The 17,283-nt window shown below is 64.6% G+C and carries 10 protein-coding genes and 1 pseudogene; 1 reads left to right on the top strand and 10 read right to left on the bottom strand.

The window, feature by feature from the left end:
- Positions 1 to 12: 12 nt before the first annotated feature.
- The 8 genes and pseudogenes from PHA84_RS01200 to PHA84_RS20735 all read right to left on the bottom strand — a co-directional run.
- The gene (locus PHA84_RS01200) at positions 13 to 2,937 is read right to left on the bottom strand and encodes a DUF499 domain-containing protein (protein WP_270886254.1); all 2,925 of its coding nucleotides are present in this window, start codon (positions 2,935 to 2,937) and stop codon (positions 13 to 15) included.
- Positions 2,934 to 5,657: a DUF1156 domain-containing protein gene (locus tag PHA84_RS01205; protein WP_270886255.1), complete on the bottom strand. Its 2,724-nt coding sequence runs from the start codon at positions 5,655 to 5,657 to the stop codon at positions 2,934 to 2,936. The genes PHA84_RS01200 and PHA84_RS01205 overlap by 4 nt, the downstream gene beginning before the upstream one ends.
- The gene (locus tag PHA84_RS01210) at positions 5,654 to 8,638 is read right to left on the bottom strand and encodes a helicase-related protein (protein WP_270886256.1); all 2,985 of its coding nucleotides are present in this window, start codon (positions 8,636 to 8,638) and stop codon (positions 5,654 to 5,656) included. Before PHA84_RS01210 ends, PHA84_RS01205 begins: the two co-directional genes overlap by 4 nt.
- A 598-nt stretch (positions 8,639 to 9,236) precedes the next feature.
- Positions 9,237 to 9,836: a recombinase family protein gene (locus PHA84_RS01215; RefSeq protein WP_270886257.1), complete on the bottom strand. Its 600-nt coding sequence runs from the start codon at positions 9,834 to 9,836 to the stop codon at positions 9,237 to 9,239.
- Between the two features lie 780 nt (positions 9,837 to 10,616).
- Complete coding sequence (locus PHA84_RS01220) at positions 10,617 to 10,949, bottom strand: hypothetical protein (protein ID WP_270886258.1); 333 nt, start codon at positions 10,947 to 10,949, stop codon at positions 10,617 to 10,619.
- A 144-nt stretch (positions 10,950 to 11,093) separates the two neighbouring features.
- Entirely contained in the window at positions 11,094 to 11,786 is a 693-nt protein-coding gene (locus PHA84_RS01225; protein ID WP_270886259.1) for a hypothetical protein, read from the bottom strand.
- Positions 11,783 to 12,376 carry a hypothetical protein gene (locus tag PHA84_RS01230; RefSeq protein WP_270886260.1) on the bottom strand — a complete coding sequence of 198 codons (594 nt, stop codon included), beginning with the start codon at positions 12,374 to 12,376 and terminating at the stop codon, positions 11,783 to 11,785. The genes PHA84_RS01225 and PHA84_RS01230 overlap by 4 nt, the downstream gene beginning before the upstream one ends.
- A gap of 111 nt (positions 12,377 to 12,487) precedes the next feature.
- Positions 12,488 to 12,703: pseudogene (locus PHA84_RS20735) on the bottom strand (DUF7662 domain-containing protein); the annotation flags it as partial.
- Positions 12,704 to 12,836: 133 nt separating this feature from the next.
- Between PHA84_RS20735 and PHA84_RS01235 the strand changes: the two are divergent.
- Positions 12,837 to 13,733, top strand: a complete 897-nt coding sequence (locus tag PHA84_RS01235) for a YDG/SRA domain-containing protein (protein ID WP_270886261.1) — start codon at positions 12,837 to 12,839, stop codon at positions 13,731 to 13,733.
- 416 nt (positions 13,734 to 14,149) lie between these two features.
- Here PHA84_RS01235 and PHA84_RS01240 read toward each other — a convergent pair whose 3' ends face one another.
- Both PHA84_RS01240 and PHA84_RS01245 read right to left on the bottom strand, forming a co-directional pair.
- Positions 14,150 to 15,409, bottom strand: a complete 1,260-nt coding sequence (locus tag PHA84_RS01240; protein WP_270886262.1) for a hypothetical protein — start codon at positions 15,407 to 15,409, stop codon at positions 14,150 to 14,152.
- Positions 15,406 to 15,600, bottom strand: a complete 195-nt coding sequence (locus PHA84_RS01245; RefSeq protein ID WP_270886263.1) for a hypothetical protein — start codon at positions 15,598 to 15,600, stop codon at positions 15,406 to 15,408. Before PHA84_RS01245 ends, PHA84_RS01240 begins: the two co-directional genes overlap by 4 nt.
- Positions 15,601 to 17,283: the final 1,683 nt, after the last annotated feature.

The raw sequence follows: 17,283 nt of genomic DNA on the forward strand, positions 1-17,283 counted from the left end.
TCCGTTCTTGGTTCAGAGGGCGTCGCGCACGTCTGGGTTAGCCCCGGCGTCGCGGGCGAGGTTCGCGATGGCGTCAGCGTCGTCGGCGCTCATGCGGACCTTGAGCATGACTTCGGCATAGGAGGTCTTGCCGCCATCTACGGCGTCCGTGAGCGCCTGAAGCAGGGCGTAGAGGGCGTCCCTCGGCTGATCCTGCAACAGGCTGGTCCGGAGCGAGAATGCGATTTGCTTCTCCTTTACCGGTTCCGGCTCGGGCTTGGTCACCCCGCCACCGCCAACACCGGGGGTCGTGGGCTTGTCGTTTGTCCCGCCCTCACCGGGGGTGTCAGATGCCTCGTCCTCGGTGGGCTCGTCAGGCTTTGCGGAGGTCGGCTTGGCGAGCCGCACGCCGGACTGCCCGACACCAATCTCAGATGGGCTCGTGACGGTACGTGGCGTTCCATCGCTGCCGACGAGCGCGAGGTCACCTGCGGCGACGGCTTCATAGATCGCTCGTTGCAGGTCCGCTTCGCCGCCCGGCAAGAGAGGCATCCGAGGTGTGCTCCAAAAAAGATCGCGGATCTCGTCGAGTGGCTTGCCGTAGTCGGTGTCACGAAGATTGTGGACGAGCGCTCTGGCGTTGAAGGTGCCCACGTCGAACGCCTTCTCCGCTTCGACGAGGGCCTTCCAGACGGTGGTGCCGTCTAAAGAACACTGGTTTTCGTGTTCGAACGTGATGGTCTTCTCGGTGCGGGTCCCGCCCTCACCGAGGTGCAGGTACATGACGTGCTGGTAGGCGCGGCGCACCGCGGTTTCGAGGTTCCGGCGGGCCTCGACCTTCTCGGCCCGCGCCTTCTCCACGAGTCCGTCGTCGGCCTTGACGTCGGTCATGTCTGACACCCGCACCCAGGCCAGGTAGGTGATGGCAGCACCACGGGCAAGGCTTCGCCGTTGGGTGTTGACGATGGCGAACACCGCTGAGGACGCCCACTGGACGGGCATCTTGTCGTCACCGAGTCCCATCGCAGCGCGGACAGCGGCGCGCGTCTCCTCGTCGATGCCGTTGAGGAGGCAGAACTGGCGTGGGTCAAGGACGACGAGTCGGGTGGATCGGGCATCGTCGACGCCTGCGGTGTCTAGCACCTGACGGGGTGTGCGGTCGGGGTCACCGGTCACAAACATCGGGGCTTTGAATGGGCCACTGGACATGAGCCGCTCGGCGGTGTCGGCGACTGCTGCGTCTCGTTCGTCATCACTGACGGTGCCTCGTGCAGCCCGCACGAGCATGTTGAGGGTTTGCCGGGTCGACATGAAGAGCCGAGGGGGCTGCCCGCCCTTGCCCGCGATCACCTCGGCGGAAGCGAGCCCACCGCCGTCAACGTCCTTAAGCGCATTGAGCACCGAGTCGGCGTCGGCAAGCCCGAAGTTCAAGGAGGGGGTGAACATTGCTGCCTTGATTTCTGGTTCGCTCGCGCCCTGCCGACCGCCACCGCGCGATCCGACGACCGAGCACAGGAACAAGCACGTGGCACCTCGTTCGGCGGCACGTGGGTTGACGCCTTCGGATGGCCCGCTGTGACGTTCAATATCGAGGATGCGTGCTGAACCGCTCGAATCGTCGCCGCTGACGATGTCAGCCGAGGCCAGGCTGCGGTAGTTCGACTGGGCTCGCGCATCGGTGATGAGTCCTGAACCGATGATGGCTTCGCGGACCTTGTCCTCAGAGAGCGGCAGGTCACCGGGTCCAATCAGCAGTGGTGCCCACTCGCCGTCCTTCGCACGCTGCGACAACGTGTACACGGTTGCGGCGAAGATGCGGATCGTCGAACGCACCTTCTGGAAGCCGGACAGTTTCGCCCACTCTTGCTCAGCAAGCGTGATTAGTTGTGGGTGGAAGGGATAGCAGCGAGCCACCTCGTCGTCCCACTCGCGGGTCCAGCGCGCACCAACCGCGTCAAACACCTTCGACTTCCAGGGACCTTGCATGCCGTTCGCGAAGACGTTCGCGGTCGCCGACACGACTTCTGCCGGCGGAGTGGTCTCGAAGAGGCGACGGCGCAGGATGGCAGCGAAGTCGGTGTTGTCGTTAATCGTCGCGGGCCTGCCGTTCCGAACCAGCAACTGGTCTAGTTCTGCCCGGCGGGAGTGCCCCTCGGCGTCGAGGTCCATGCTGTCCTTCTCGGACGCGATCATGACGACGACCATGGCGACGTTGGGTACGTCATTCACCGAGTCCAGTAGCGCCCGCAGGAACGCCATGTCCTTGACTGCCAGGTCGTGCAGCGTGGACCCAGACAACTGACGGATGTAGTCCATGATCTCGTCGACCAGGATGAGCACGGGCCGGTTGACGGCCCTGAGAGCGTCGACGAGTTTACTCTTGTCGGCGTAGTGGTCCTTGTACCGGTCGTAGAGAGCGCGGTCGCCACCGAAGAGCCGCCAGAGGAAGCGCTCGTGCAACGTGCTCGCGGGCCCGTCGAGGTCGTAGACGCCCTTGCCAGCAGTCATGTTGTCGGCGGCGAGCACCACGACCTGTGGGTTGTTGAGCGTCGCTGGTAGCGGCGCTCCAGCCATGCTGGCCGCCTCCGTGAGCGCCTGCTTGCCTACGTCGGTTGCGCTGAGGTCCCGGGGGTGTGCGGCGAGGTGGTAAAGCCCGATCAGGCCGTGGGACTTGCCGCCGCCCATTGCCTGATCGAGACGCCACAGCGCGGGAGCGGCGGTGTAGTTGGTTCCCCCGGCGAGCCGGACCGCGACGTTCGCCAGCAACTGGATGAACTGCGGCGACGGGTGGGTGATTTTGCCGTAGTAGTCCGCGTCGGCATAAGGCGGACGTTCATCGCCCTGCTCATACACCGCCTGGAAGAGCGACATCTGCACGTCGTCGATCTGCCCGGATGACCGGGTGATCTCTCGTCGGATCGAGAGGGTGTCCCACCAGGGTGTCACCGGTGCGGTCATTCGTTCACTCCGTCAACGTCGTCGAAAAGGGTGGGTGCTGCAGCCAAGACATCGGCGTATCTCCGGGCTATGACCACATCGCGCGCCACTGAACCGATTCCACGCTTGTTCCTCACCAAACCGGTCCATGCGCTTCCGTCGGGATCCGCCTCGGGTAGCCGCGCGGACAGGAAGGCCATGGCGGCCCACAGGTAGGGGTCGTCAAGGCTCCGTCCCGAGGCAGCGAGGACCTGCGCCACCGCATCAAGACCTTCGACCCAGGCGCTCGACATGGCGAAGGCCACGTCGATCACCGGCGCAGTTGCACTGATGGTCGCCTTGAACTCGGTGCCGAAGGTGAGGCGGACCCCGCTCTTGGTTTCGGTGAGGACGCCCTTGAGGGCGTCGGCTGGCAGGTCGGACGCGAGGGTCTGCCATCGTGCCTCCGACTTGGGCGCGATCGTGCGTCCGTACAGGCGCACCCACGAGAGCGCGAAGCGGGTACGAGCGTCAAATGTTTCGATGGGAAGGTGGTCAATCTGGACGCTCGCCGCTTGTTCGACGGCGCGCCGCGCCACGAGAAGATAGCGGTCCGCCTCCACGGGGTTGCCGAGGTTGTCATGGACGACGATGTAACGACCGACTACTTCCATGGCGGGACCGGCAGAGGCCATCAACTGGTCCGTGGGGGCAAGCCCAGCCGCTTCCCAAGCGGGAACGCGTGCACTCACTTCCCGCCTTACCTCATCTTCGACGACGCCCGCCCTGCCCGGTTTGCGGCCTGGCGACGCCGGGCGGCACGCCATCGTCAGGGTGGTGACGATGTTCGCCGATCCAACAGCGGCCCCGCCCTGTTCAGTCTTCGCAGGCCAAGAGCCCGTCAAGATCAACCCAGCGCGAGTGATTGCGGAAAGCAGGCGATGCCAGACATCCGGATCTCCATGTCCGAAGACGATCGTGACCACGCCGTCCTTCGTGACGACTCGCCGCGCCTCGCCGAAGGCCCGGCTGATCATGTCGTCATAGAACTGTTGGGTGCGATGGTCCTGGGATTGAGAGCCGCCCCTCTTCACGATGATCTCTTCGACCTTGTCTTGAACCCCGTTGGGATCGAGTGTGAAACTCAATGAGGGGTCCGCCGAGGCCATCGCCCGCTTCGCCCAGACGTAGAACAGGTCTGACGAATCCGAGTAATCGATCATGTCGTCGTACGGAGGATCGGTCACGACGGCATCCTGTGATCCATCCCGGAAGGGCAACTGGGCGGCTGATCCTCGGCTGATATAGGCAGGACTCCCGCCATTGCGGTTCAGGAACCCCTTGAGGGCTGAGACGGTCTGGTCCGCAAGGGACCACCAGGAGCCGGGACCGTCCGATAGCGCGCTCTCGAACCAGTCGTAGGAGAAGGCCACCGATGACTGGTTGACGAAGATGTCGCCGACGCGAGCACCGCCCGTGATCTGAAGGCGCGCGCCCCGGGTCGACCGGCGGATCTTCCGCATCATGGCCGCCGTCGCGTACCCCGCGAGCGCTCGGGCATAGTCGGGCGATACTCCGGCCCGCAACACGTCGGCGGTGACTGAGTTGATGGCTCTCGCAATGGCGATAAGGGTCAGCGACTGACGAGGGATGCAGAGGTCGCCGTAGGTCCGGTCGCCGTAGTTCATTGACTGGATGGTCCAGGTGTTGCCTGCCGGGATGGTCTCGTCTGGAAGCGCGGGCAGCCCGTCGAACGGTGGCTCATCGAGCAGCGCCTTCTCGGCAGCGTCGACGGCGGCGAACTCTTCCTCCGTGGGCTCCCGGAACACCTTTGTGCCGGTCTCGTCGATGTCCGCTGCGAGGAGAAGGGCGTCTCGTCGCGCTCCTTCGGCACTGAGCCTCGTATGAACTGCCTTCGGGTGTACGTGGTGGCAGAAGGGGCAGACCGCTACTCGCCCGGAGGACGAATACTTGCTCTTCCCGGCCTGGATCCTGGTCGGTTTACCCGTTGGCGGGCCCGCATGCGGCTGCGCCCTGAAGGTTCCGGTCTGCCGATCTACGATCAGCCTGAAACTTTGTCCTGGATCACCTTGCTTGGGTCGCGCCTGTCGAAGAAGCAACTGCCCGATCAGCGGGAACCGGTTGCCGCATTCTTGGCAGGGAAGCGTCGACGCCCAGAGGTAGCCCCACGGCTGCTTGCCTTGGTGCTTCGGGTAGAACGGCTCCATCGCCTCCGTGAACCGGCGACCGACCTCGTCAAGCACTGCACGAACGTCTGGCAGGATGCGAGGACCGAGAGAAGCCTGTCCCGACTCGAAGGGGATCGATGGCTCCGCCGACCAGTCGCGCAATGGCACGTCCGCTAGCAGGGAACCGCCCAGTGTGGCGAAGGGCGAGTAGTCGATGCCCGAGGAGCGCGCCCCCAGCCGCGCCCCTTCGAGCGGGATCATCGCGCGCCCGGAGAACGGATCGAGGATTGCCGGGTGGTCCGGGTAGTGCTTGGCCAGTTCGGCTGAAATCTCCCGCGACGCGGCTTCATATCCCGTGAGGGCGTGTCGGACGAGAGCCTGCAGTCGACGTTGTTCTTCGACATCCTCGGGCCACGGCAGGAGACTTGTGAGTACAGCCGCCTTCGCTTGCACCAGAGGTCGCTTGGCGAACCAGACCCACAGCGCCGATTCGGTGTTGCCGCTGCCCCAGCCTTGGTGCGAAGCCTCGCTCACTTCCGCGCAGGGGAACCATCGTTCGATCATGCGGGTCATGCGGGGTGCTCCTGGTCGCGTGCCGCTTTGAGGGCGGAGCCGGGGACGGTGAAGAGTGCTTCTTGCTTGATGAGGCCGTCGAAGGTGGTGATGGGGTCGCGGAAGACGCCGTACACGTTGCCGCCCCCCTTGGAGCACTCGTCGATGACGTAGAGCCAGTAGTCGTTGCGCTGTTGCGTTGCGGTGAGGATTTCGTTGCCTGTGAGCCGGATGCCCTGGCTGGAGGCGGAGTCCCACACGCCTTTGACTTCGACGCACCGTTGGAGTTGTGCTCGGGTGGCGTAGAGGTCGTAGCCGCGTCCTTCCCTGCTTACATCGGCCACCGCGAAGCCGTCCCGGACCAGTTCGTCGTGGACCTTCCGCATGGCGATATTTTCGCTGTTCTTCTCGGTGGGCTCGGGCGGGATGCCAGCGGCCTTGACCTTGATGTGGGCGGCGAGCCGGACATCCGTGATGGTCACTTCAGTCATGCGGCGGAGCCCGTCGAGGCGGGTGTTGACCATGCCTTCCATCTGTGCGCGGACAGAGAGCCGCTCGGCACGGTCAGTGATGTCGCGGCTGATCTTGCTGGGCAGGTCACGTAATTCCCGCTCGGCTTGGTGCAGCCATGCGCGCAGGGTGTCGCGGTGGGCGTCCTGCTCGGTCTCGGCTATTTGATGGGCTCGGGCGTCTGCGTCGTAGACACGTCCGGGGTGGGGTGGCCCGGCTGGTCCGGTGCCGGGGACGAGGTTGGCGAGCGCTTCCCAAGCGACCCTGCGTGCCCCAATGTCGTCGACGCGGATGAGTGCTGCCCAGGGAGTGCTGCGTCGTTGGTCGGCGTCGGCCATGGTGCCGTGGAAGGCGAACAGTTCGTAGTCGGCGATGGTGGTGGGGTCGGTGACGAGCCCACCACGGTAGATGTCGGCTTCGAGGTCGCTACGTGCGTAGTCGACGAGTTCGTTGAAGGACGGTTCGCCGGGACCGAGCGTGACCACATCGTTGAGCGACGCGCCGCTGCCCTGCGCATCCTTGAGCGCCTTGCCGCTGGTCGCCACAAGCGCGCTGTCTTTGCCTGCGAAGGCGGCTGGCAGCGGCTTGGGGATGCCCTGGATGCGGAGGATGCCCTCGCCCGCAGCCGTTTTCGCAACGGAGAGCACGTTGGCGGTATGCAGCCGGTGGAGGTACTCCTCAACGATGGCGGGATTGATGCGTTCGAGTGCTTCGGCGTTGCGGCGACGGATGGCCTCGGCGATGTTGACCGTGGTGGCGAGGGCTGCTTCAACGCGGTGTGCTTCTTCGGCGTTGCTGCGTAGTTGAGCCGTGGTGATGGCCTGGATCGCACGGAGCGCTTCAGCACGTCGGTCCTCGTCGTGACCATAGGTGTCAGCCATGAGCCCCGAGAGGCGGTTCTCGGTCAGTCCCGACATCTCAGCGACCAGGGAGAGCGAGTCGAACATCTTCCCGGAGAGTTGGTTAGCAGCGTTGACGAAGTTCGAGAGGAGAACGTGGAGGACCTCACCCTCACGGGTGCCCTTAGCGATGAGGTTGTACAACTGCACGTCACGGGTCTGCCCGACCCGGTGGATGCGGCCCATGCGCTGTTCAAGGCGGACTAGGCTCCACGGGATGTCGTAGTTGACAAGCACGTGCGCTGTTTGCAGGTCGATGCCTTCATTGCCAGCGTCGGTGGAGACGATGACTTGGAACTTGCCCCCCATGAAGTCAACCCGTACCTGGTCGCGGGTGGCGTGATTGTCCCGGCCGGAGTACCGCTCGGCGGTGAAGTCCTGTGCCCGGAGGCGCTCGACTATCCAGTCGGCGGTGTCGGCGTACTCGGTGAAGATGACGGCCTGCTCGTTGTTGCCGGGCAGGATCCCGTTCTTGGCGAAGCAGTCGTTGTACAGCGGCTTCCACTTCGAGACGTCCAGGTCGGGACTCTTAAGGAGAGGTTCTAGCCGGGCCAAGAGCGCGTTGATCGCCTTACGCTCCGCCTTCGCTGACTTAGAGCCCTCAGCGATGACGCGGGCCTCGTCTTGCCCAGCGGGGTCCTCATCGAAGGGGTCGAGCCGGTGAGCGGCTTCGACCGGTGACTCGCTGCCCATGAGGTCACGACGACGCTTGAGGGTCTCAGCAAGGGCATGCAGGGACGAGGCGGCGCGCTTGCCGTAGACCATCCGGGCCAGCGGGACGGCGCTGGGCGGAAAGAACTCATCGACCAGGTGGAGTCCCTCCTCGTAGTAGGCGTGCTCGACCCCGTTGAGCGGGACGACCTCGTTGTGGGCGGTGCGGCCCCGGAAGAGACGGGTGCGTCCGTCGTAGTCGACGAGGTCTTCCTTCATGCGGCGGAGGAAGTGCACGGGACCCGGCTTGATTGGGCGAAGTTCTGCCTTGGCGTCATCACCGGGGTCTGGGTACACGTCCGGGTCGACGAGGTGGAGCAGGTGCCGGAACAACCACTCGGAGCCACGGTGCGGGGTGGCGGTCATCAGGAGCGCGCGGGGTGTGTTCTGGGTGAGGATTCGCCCCACCTGGTGGAACGTCTCGGCGGTTGGGGTGAGTCGGTGCGCCTCGTCGAAGACGACGAGGTCCCATCCGGCACGGTCGGGGCGGATCGCTTCCTGTACAGCGGGGTTCATGGCGGCGAGTTCTAAGGAGACGACCCACATGTCGTGCGGCGCAGACAGCCCGTGCTGCTGGATCGTTTCGTTCGTGATCCGGCGCAGTTCTCCTCCGAAAAAGCGTTGGAAGTCGCCTTGCCATTTGGTGACGAGGCCAGCAGGGCAGACGACGAGGGCACGGTTGACGAACCCCAACTTCTGGGACTCACGGGCGTAGAGCCCCGCCATGATGGTCTTGCCGGTGCCTGGTTCGTCTGCGAGCAGGAACCGCAGTCGGGGCTGCGGCAGCATCGCTCCGTACACCGCGTTCGACTGGTGCGCGTAGGGGCGGAGTGGTGTCGAGGCGAGGACCGTGGTGTCGGCGTTGGCTCCTGCGGCTGCCATCCACTGACTCCACATGCCAGCAAGCACCTGCGCTGAGTCGGCCCCACCGTCCTTCTCCAGCGCTTCGACCTTCGATAACCCGTCGTCGCTCAATTCAATCGGCGTATACACTCCGTCAGCCGTTTCCACGAAGATGGTGTGACCGCCCGGCGTCTCCAAGCATGCGTATACGGTCACCCACGGGGGCAGGTCTTTGCCGGGTATGTGTATCCGCTGCCCCCGCTCGAACGCCATGTTGAGAACCCTACGGCCGCTTCGGGACAGGCGGCGTGATCCGGGGGCGTCCGGCGCGGCAAAGCCGCCCAGACTTCTTCGCCGCCCTCCCCCTCGCCGCTGCATCGGTGAAGAAGGTCCGCGACTTCCTCCGTAGGGTCGCACTGGAGGGTCAGGGGCGACGCGCGTCGCGGCCATGCCCCATCCAAGGGAAGAGGTCACCCGTGCCTGCTGCGCGCTCATGAGGCGTCGTTTCGCGGGCGTGATTTTGGCCAGCAGGCGCGGCGATGCCCGCCCCGGCGAATTACTGAATGAGTGCGGTTCGCTCACCAGAGTGCGTCTCTTGGGTGTGGGATCGGCATTCGGCGACGCCCCGATGGGGGCCTTAGGGCGTGCGGCTTCTAGACTGGTCTTCGGGAGAAGATGCTGCGAGGGCGTTGTAGAGCGTCTGCCGTGACACCTCCAGATCTCGGGCAATGTGTGCCTTGGGGACACCTGCGGCCAGCCGCTGCTTGGCGTGTTCTACCTGCTGAGGGTTCAATGAGCGCGCACGTCCGCGATAAACGCCGCGGGCCTTGGCTGCCCGGATGCCTTCTGCTTGCCGCTCGCGGATAATCGCGCGCTCGAACTCGGCGACACTTCCCATCACGCCGAGCAGTAGTCGTGCAGTCGGGTCGACGGATCCCGGGGAGAACGTCAATCCCTCATTGACGAATTCGACGCGCACGCCCCTGCTGGTGAGTTCGTCAACGATCTCATGCAGGTCTATGACCGAGCGGGCTAAGCGGTCCATCGAAGCGACTCGAACTGTGTCGCCATCACGTACCCACTCCAGAAGTTGCTTCAAGGCGGTTCTTTCGGTCCGCGCCTTGCCGCTCGCCCTGTCGGTAAAGGTCTTGATCGAGTCGCCGACTGCGTCAACCTGACGTGCGACATTCTGGTCCAGGCTACTGACTCGAACGTAGGCAACTGTCTGTCCACCCATGTCTAGGCATCTCCCCACAAGTGTCAACCAATCTCGAACAGGACCCTAACTAGACAGTATTTGGACGCGCGGAGAATGTCAATTTGAGGTGTACCCAGGTATACAGAGTGCGGTGACGGTTAAGGACCGGGAAGCCCCCGTGCCCAGTAGGATGAAAACCATTGGGATTGGGAGTGGGCAGGTCAAATTGATGCGCGGATCAGAGCATGAGGCTCAGACGTCGGCCGAGATTGGGCCGGAGGGGCACGTGGTCTTCTTCGCGTTCTGCTCATGCGGCTGGCGCGGGCCAGACCACCCTGACGAGGTCCCAGCCGACTGGAACCGCTGGCGACACCTCGAAGGCAACTCAAACTTGGAGGCCCCTTGAGCCGCGTGCCAACGTCCTGGCGTAAGCAGGAGCAAGATCTGACGGCGGTCAACGTGCTCCCTGCGAAGGGGGCTCGCCCCCCACTACGGGCCGCGGAGCGGCCGATGAGAACGCGAGCGGGAGACGTCAGCGTGATTGGCCTCACGGAAGCGAGAATTTTGCGACGCAGGACGCGCGAGGCGTGGTCGACAGGGAGGCCCGCAGCGCGACGGGCACCGAGGTCCGCCAACTCGTTGCACTTGGCGGCGCTAGCGGCTCATTCCGCGTCGCTTCACAGAGTTCACTAACACCGAGCCGCGACGAACCTTGCGCGGGAGATCACCGATGCCGGCGTCTCGCGAGATCGAACTGCTGGCCGATGCCGTCCGCGGTGGTTGCCAGCCAACGACTACACTCGCTCCGCCATAACGGAATCAGAGTTGTTCGGTTTGCGCCGCCTTCATCAATGCCGAGAGTTCGCCCTGACTCATCCGGGGTGGAGCATGGACGGGCCGTGGAGCAGCGGACGCCACCGTCATGGAGGTGGCCCAGTTGGTTGAAAGACCTTCGACCGTGCATGCCGCCACGGTGCTCCAGTCCAAGAGGGCAGGACGACCGTGGAGATGAAGTCGCGAATCCCAGGCCCCAAAGCCTTGTTGCTGCAAGTGCGTGACGACGTTCACTGCCTCAATCGAGTTGCCATGAAAATCAAGCACGTCGTCCTGTCGGGTGCTGTGCCATTTCACCCATACGGCCACAATCGTCATGGGGAGAACGATGACAGTCCCGTGCCTCGAACGGTGCCGGATGATGTCCGTATCGGCCATTCGGCGGAGTCGAAGAGTCGCGGGCGTCGTTGCCTCGAAGCCATTCCGATGGAGCAGCCGCTGGGCTCTGACGCAGACAGCACATTATCGCTTGACGTAAGCCGCCAAGAGGTCGAGAGCGTCCTCTTGGAAGGGGTCGTCGACATGGTTGACGTTCCACAGTCCGGCCGCGCGGACCTTGGGGGCAACGGCATGTAGTCCGAGCCAAGCGTCATGTGGGCCCTCGGGGCTTCCGGTCAGGGCCGAGAGCAGGGCGATGGTGTTGCGTTCGAGGAGGCCGCGATCTGAGGTGTGGTCTGCGCGGTTGGGGACAGCCAGCCACAGGAAGGGCATGGCGCAGATGCGGCGGCTGACCTCCACCTCCAAGACTCGCTCACGGTCACGCAAGTCCGGTGATGGTTTGGGCCCCAACCAGGACCTGAGGAGGTCGGCGTCACCACGGCGGTTGAGCAGCGCGGCACCGACGTGGTGGCGAAAGATGGAGCCGCGGTGGTTGCCGCCGCCGGGGTTGGAACCGCCCAACACCCCCCGGTGTTGGCGAAGGCGTCCCCACAAACTCGAGCCGCTGGTCCCGGTCAGTGCGTGGGTTCCTACCCGGACGACGCGCGGGTTGCCGTTGGGGCGCTGTTCGCCGGGTTCGAAGAAGAAGTACAGCCCCGCGTGCGGAGCCAGTGCCGCCAGGTTGGGGCTGTTGAGGTGCTTAGGACCGCCGATCCGCTCGGACAGGTCGTCAAGGAGCGCGTAGAACTGCTCTAGGGCTCCCTGCCTGTCGCTCACCGGTCCAGCCTCTCAACTCTGGTGGCGACCGGGTAGTCGCTCCCGCCAGTGACGAAGGCCGCAAAGGCAGTGCCGAGCGCGGCGGAAACTGCGGACACCCCACGCATCCACTGCATGGTGACCAGGTGCGCGGTCCGCCCGGTAGGCAATGTCCAGGGGACGGCGCGCAATAGTCGCGCGTACCCGGTAGAGGCCCCCGCGAATGCCACCACGTCCAGCCCCTGGTCGGTAGCCCGTGCTGCGATGGTGCGCTCCAAGAGCCCGCGGGGCCAGTCTCCAGGTCGCAAGAGGCGGTTATAGGTGCCGATCGGGTCGCGGGCGTCCAGGACGCCGTATCCGCCGCTGAGGATGATCAAGCGCCCCTCTTGGGCGACCCGGCCCAGCATGGGCCCGGCGGCCCGGTAGAAGTTGCCGTCGTAGCGCTGCCAGGCCGGGAGCAGCCGTGACTCGTCCGCGCGTGAGCGGGTGAGCACGTGGCGTCGGGCGCGACCGAGGTCGCTGTCGTGGTCGCTGCGATGCTCGGGTGGCCGCCCGCCGAGGCGTTTGCGGTCCGAGCACGGCACTATCAGCAGGCAGTAATGCGGGTCCACGTCGGCCAGTCCTCCAGGACGCTCCCGGCTGGTGTCGTCTGGGACCCGTGAGTCCTTTGCGGGCTGGGATGCTGGGGGAGAATGACGGCTCTGTTGGTCTTGCCTTTGGAACCGAACGGACACCCCGGGGTGGATCTCGACCGGCTCGTAGCCCGCAGCCCGCCATGCGCGGGTGTTAGGCCGGTCGCCGTGCCACCACTGCGGATAATGATCCACGGCGGACTTTGGGACACCACCGACGAGGTGATCGAACTCATCCCAGGTGAGGAAGACGTCGCCTCGGCGTTCCGTGAGATACGCGTTCAAGCGAGACCAATCCGCTGTCATTCGCTGCCCCGATCCCGATGGTTGTGCGCGCCCTTCCAACTCGCGACTGGGGCGGTCGGCGGCCTCAGGGGCAGGAAGCCCTGCTTGCCCCGTTTGCGAGCGAAATGCGCTCCGCCAAGTTTAGGCTCGCGGGGTGGCCGACTACTACTTTGGCGAGATCCAGGGAAATCCAGTGGGAACGACGTACGCCTCGCGTCAGGAGGCGGCGGCGGCGGGCGTGCATCGCGTTACTGTGCAGGGCATCAGCGGAAACCGGATCGCCGGGGCCGAGTCGATCAGTGTCAACGGCGGCTATGAGGATGATGAAGATCTTGGGGACGAAATCATCTACACCGGCGCGGGAGGCAATGACCCGGCCACGGGAAGGCAGATCGCCGACCAAACCTTGAGCCAAGCCGGCAACGCCGGCATGGTCGTCAGCGAAGAAAACGGATATCCGATCCGCGTGATGCGTGGCTCCAACGGTGACCCCAAGTACTCACCCGTCAGCGGCTACCGCTACGACGGCCTCTACCGGGTGGACGACCACTGGGCCGAGGCGGGCAAGTCCGGGTACCGGATCTGGCGCTTCCGCCTGATTCGGCTCACCCTGAGGGAGGCGGCCGCATACGTTCCCATCGCCAACTTGCCCGTGGGTAATGTGCGGCCGGGCCGAACCGAAGGTGTCGCGCAGCGCATCGTGCGCAGCACCCAGGTGTCGGACTCCGTCAAGAAGTTGTACGAGCACGCCTGCCAGGTATGTGATGTGCAATTGAGGTTGCCCGTTGGTATGTACTCCGAGGGCGCGCACATCCGTGGCCTGGGCAAACCCCACGACGGACCTGACACCCCAGACAATGTGCTGTGCCTGTGTCCGAACCATCACGCCCAATTCGATCTCGGTGGCATATACATCGATGCCCAGTTCCGGGTGCGCGACCACACGGGCGCGACCCTTGGCCCGCTTTACCGCAAGAGCGGACACATGGTGAACCAGGATCACCTGAGTTACCACCGCACCAGATTCGGCCACGACCTCGACGAGCCCTAACTGCCCTTGAAGTATCGTCCTCTAGCACCACCCACTCGAATCCAAAGGCGCACACAACTGGGCTCAGAAGCGCGTTTCGCCTCCGTGCATAGCGCTCGGGGATGCCAAGTGAGCCCCGAGCCACCCCGGACTAGCCACTCGCCCTAGAGCGGCTCCCGCGATGCTTGCCAGGCAGGTACGGATAAGAGCCGAGAAGGGCCGCAGGACGTGCAAGCATCCTCGCTGCTTCAGAGGTCGCCGGATGGATTTGTGCACTTGCGCCGGAGTCGGCGTCCGATGTGCGACGAACTCCGTCTTAGGGCGTGCGGCGGCAAGCGTGACACGGACTTGGAAGCCCCGCGCGACGTCGGCGTCGGGGTCCAGGGCTGTAATGACACAGAGCGGTTCGTCTGTGGTCTGTTCGGTCGCTTGCGGTCTTACGAGATGGCCGCATCACTTGGATCCTCGGGCTCATGTGACGTCCCGTGATCGCCCAGCGGCGTCCGCGATCGTTCTTGCAGTCTCGCGTACAGGGTTGCCGTGCCGCACGGCGGGAGCAGTCGGGCGTCGCCGTCCCCATGCTCAGGCTCGTGCTCCCGAGGTGCCCGCGTGATGCCGAGCCGGTTGGGTGGCCCGGGCAGGTCTCGGCGGCCTGCCTTGAGGACGTCACTGCCCTTGATCTTGCTCTTGAACTCCTCAACGGCGTTGACTCGTCTCTCGTCGACCGCCCAACCACGGGGTAGCCCCGTCCCGAACAACAACTCATGCCAGGGTCTGCCTTCGGCGTGGGCGGCAGACTCAATTTCGGTGAGAATCCGGTCCACAAGGCGCTGCCGATGGGCGGTTGACGCGTCTAGGGCCACGTAGTGACGCTCGATCGCGATCGGGTCATGCTCGCCGAGTTCCTGCTTGCGCACCGCCATCAGATAGACCCAATGGCGCAACCCCGCCTCCAATGCAAGGTGCATCTGCACGAGAGTCTGAACGCGGTTTGCGGTCAGACCCTTGATCACCTCGACGTCCTTGGCGGCTTCACCCGTGAAGCGAAGCAAGTGGGCAACGGATTCGAGTTCTTGTTCGACCGCGTCCAAGCCCTTGGAGAGGCGATATTCGAGGTGGGCTAGGCGCGTCCAGTCAATCTCGCCCAGCACGCCGTCGCGCCCCTGGGTGTCGGCATAGACGCGACGCAGGGTGCCGAGCGCTGCGTTGATCTCGGCGGCTTGCTGCACCTCAAGGTGCCCCTTGATCGCTTCGATGACCGCAATGCCATGTTCGAGTAGGCCCTCCATGCGCTCCAGTTGAGCCTGCATCGCCGCGATCTGGACAGCATTGGCAGCGCTCAGGGGGTCCAAGGCAGTGACGCCCTTCTCATTGACTTCCTTGAGCAGGACCTGATGAGTGAACTTGCCGTCTCCATCGACCAGTGTGCCGCGGAAGTAGCCGTCCACGTTGACGGTGTTGTCACTACCGAGAGCGGCCAGACTCTCGGGTGCCATAGTGAAGCGGCGTTGTCCCACCGGAGCGTCCTCGGTGAGACCGAGCACGGCACGGACGGCAGTCGCGGCTGCCGACGCTAGTGGAGACCATTCCCCGGAGCCATCGTCGCGTCCGACGACAACGGCCTCTTGACCGGAAAGTGGGCGGATGAGGACTTCCGCACCATCCGGCGACGGTGCCGGAACGGGGAAATCGGTCATACCTCGGTGGAATCCTCGGTCCGGCGGTCCCGGATCGCCTTCGCCGCGCCACCGGCAATGACGGCCCCGGCGGCGGCTCCCGCTGGTCCGCCCAGGACGAGTCCCCCCGCGGCACCAACCACTCCTGCACCGGCCACCCACGGGTCTACTCCGGAGCCGCTGTCCTTCTCGTTCTTCCCGGTGTCTGACATGAGTGAAGCCCCCAGTCGGTCGTGCCCGTGAAAGCGGGTATCCGCCCTAGGTCGAGGGTGCCGGATCCTCACCACCGCCAGCAATGCGAGCGGTGCCGAAATGGCCGAACGGTTGACAACTCATGTTCAGATTCGACACATCTCCCCTCGTGCCGTTCCCCGTTGCCCCGGTCGGCGAGAGCCTGCCCCTGGTCGGCCTCTTGCGCGCAACGAGGTGCGGACAACGAAGGGCCACCGGGTCCTTGAGCCCGCCGGATGTGCCGTCTGGTCTGGATGGCTCCGAGGCGTTGACGCCTATGGCGCGGTACCACGACCCGACCACGACCGTGGCGCAGACGACCGGATCCCCCAACAGATGAAGGGGGCGGACGATCAGTTGCGGTGCGTGTCCGTCGGCCTAACACGGCTCCTGCTGGGACTAGATCTGCCGTCCGCACCACGCGCGGTCACTGCTGGCGGCGTACACAGCAAATATGGCGCAAGCATTGGGTCAACCGTTCCCGATTGAACCTTGCACTTGGGAGTCGCAAATCAGCCACCTTCGAATGATCATGGCGAGGTAGCAGGTCATATTGCGACGTACCCGCCTCGGGCCCCAAGCCGGGCGGATCATTCTGCACCTGCGCGTAGCCCCGGCCACCCCCAGCAAGTTGGTGCAGGTCATCGCGTCTCCGTGCTGCCCGGGCTCAGGGCCGACCCTTCATCGGTCCGCAGTCGACGTTGAGCGTAGCCAATGTCCCATTTGGAAGGTTTGCGTACACCTAGGCGCTCTGTCCCGGTGCCGAGCATTCAACGCCGGGGTGCCGTCCCGCCCACTTTGGTTCATCAAAACGGCAGCGGGCATGACCCACTACGGGTAGGTTCGCGCCGATGCCATGCGAAATGCTGTGATTCGGCTGCTCGTCAACGGGGGAGAGGACCATGAACTGCACCAAGTGTGGGCTCGAAGCGCTCGGACGATTCTGCAGCAACTGTGGTGCGACCACGGATGCACCGGTCGTGCGTGGGCCAGCAGGCGTTCAGCCAGCACTTGAAGGTTTTGTCCCTGCGTCGCCCACCGAAGCCCCTGCCAGCCACGGACGCATCAAGACGCCATTCGGGAGATCGCGCCGTTTAGACCGGAGACAGGCCGTCACACTTGCTATCTCCGTCACCGTCGTCGCGGTAGTCGTGGCGGCATTGGCCTCCGCCGGTCGTGCCGATCCGGCGTTGAAGAACGAACCGACAGCGCGGAGTCAGTCGACTCCTTTGACGCCAGCGCAACTTGCGACGAAGACGTGCATCTCAAACGTGGGCCGGGCAGTCGACTACATGTTGGCGAACAACGCGTCAGATGCGGCACTCCACTCGGTGGTTAATGAGTTTGGCACCCAGAGCAGGGAATGGCGCATCACGATTGCCGTCCTGTCACCGGTGATGCAGAAGCGGACGACGGATGGAGCGGCAGCAGCAAACGAGATGGCTGTGCAATCCATCACTGAGGCGTGCAACGCAGCGATCACGCCCGCTAGAACACCTGTGGCGGAAGCCCCTCCACCTTCTGTGGACACGCCCGTGCCCCCGGTTGAGCCGTCGTCGGTCCCGAGCGACTCGCCATGGGTGAACCTGATCGATGCCCCGGGCATCGGACAGATCGGTGAGTCGGCCCCAGTCACGGGAGCGCCGGGCAGAGGTTGCACGCCT

Source organism: Pedococcus sp. 5OH_020 (genome assembly GCF_027812955.1).
Taxonomy (GTDB): domain Bacteria; phylum Actinomycetota; class Actinomycetes; order Actinomycetales; family Dermatophilaceae; genus Pedococcus.

Coding starts and splice junctions, on each gene's coding strand:
- PHA84_RS01200 (WP_270886254.1), bottom strand. CDS start 2,937: ATGACCGCACCGGTGACACCCTGGTGGGACACCCTCTCGATCCGACGA.
- PHA84_RS01205 (WP_270886255.1), bottom strand. CDS start 5,657: ATGACCCGCATGATCGAACGATGGTTCCCCTGCGCGGAAGTGAGCGAG.
- PHA84_RS01210 (WP_270886256.1), bottom strand. CDS start 8,638: ATGGCAGCCGCAGGAGCCAACGCCGACACCACGGTCCTCGCCTCGACA.
- PHA84_RS01215 (WP_270886257.1), bottom strand. CDS start 9,836: ATGGGTGGACAGACAGTTGCCTACGTTCGAGTCAGTAGCCTGGACCAG.
- PHA84_RS01220 (WP_270886258.1), bottom strand. CDS start 10,949: ATGACGATTGTGGCCGTATGGGTGAAATGGCACAGCACCCGACAGGAC.
- PHA84_RS01240 (WP_270886262.1), bottom strand. CDS start 15,409: ATGACCGATTTCCCCGTTCCGGCACCGTCGCCGGATGGTGCGGAAGTC.
- PHA84_RS01245 (WP_270886263.1), bottom strand. CDS start 15,600: ATGTCAGACACCGGGAAGAACGAGAAGGACAGCGGCTCCGGAGTAGAC.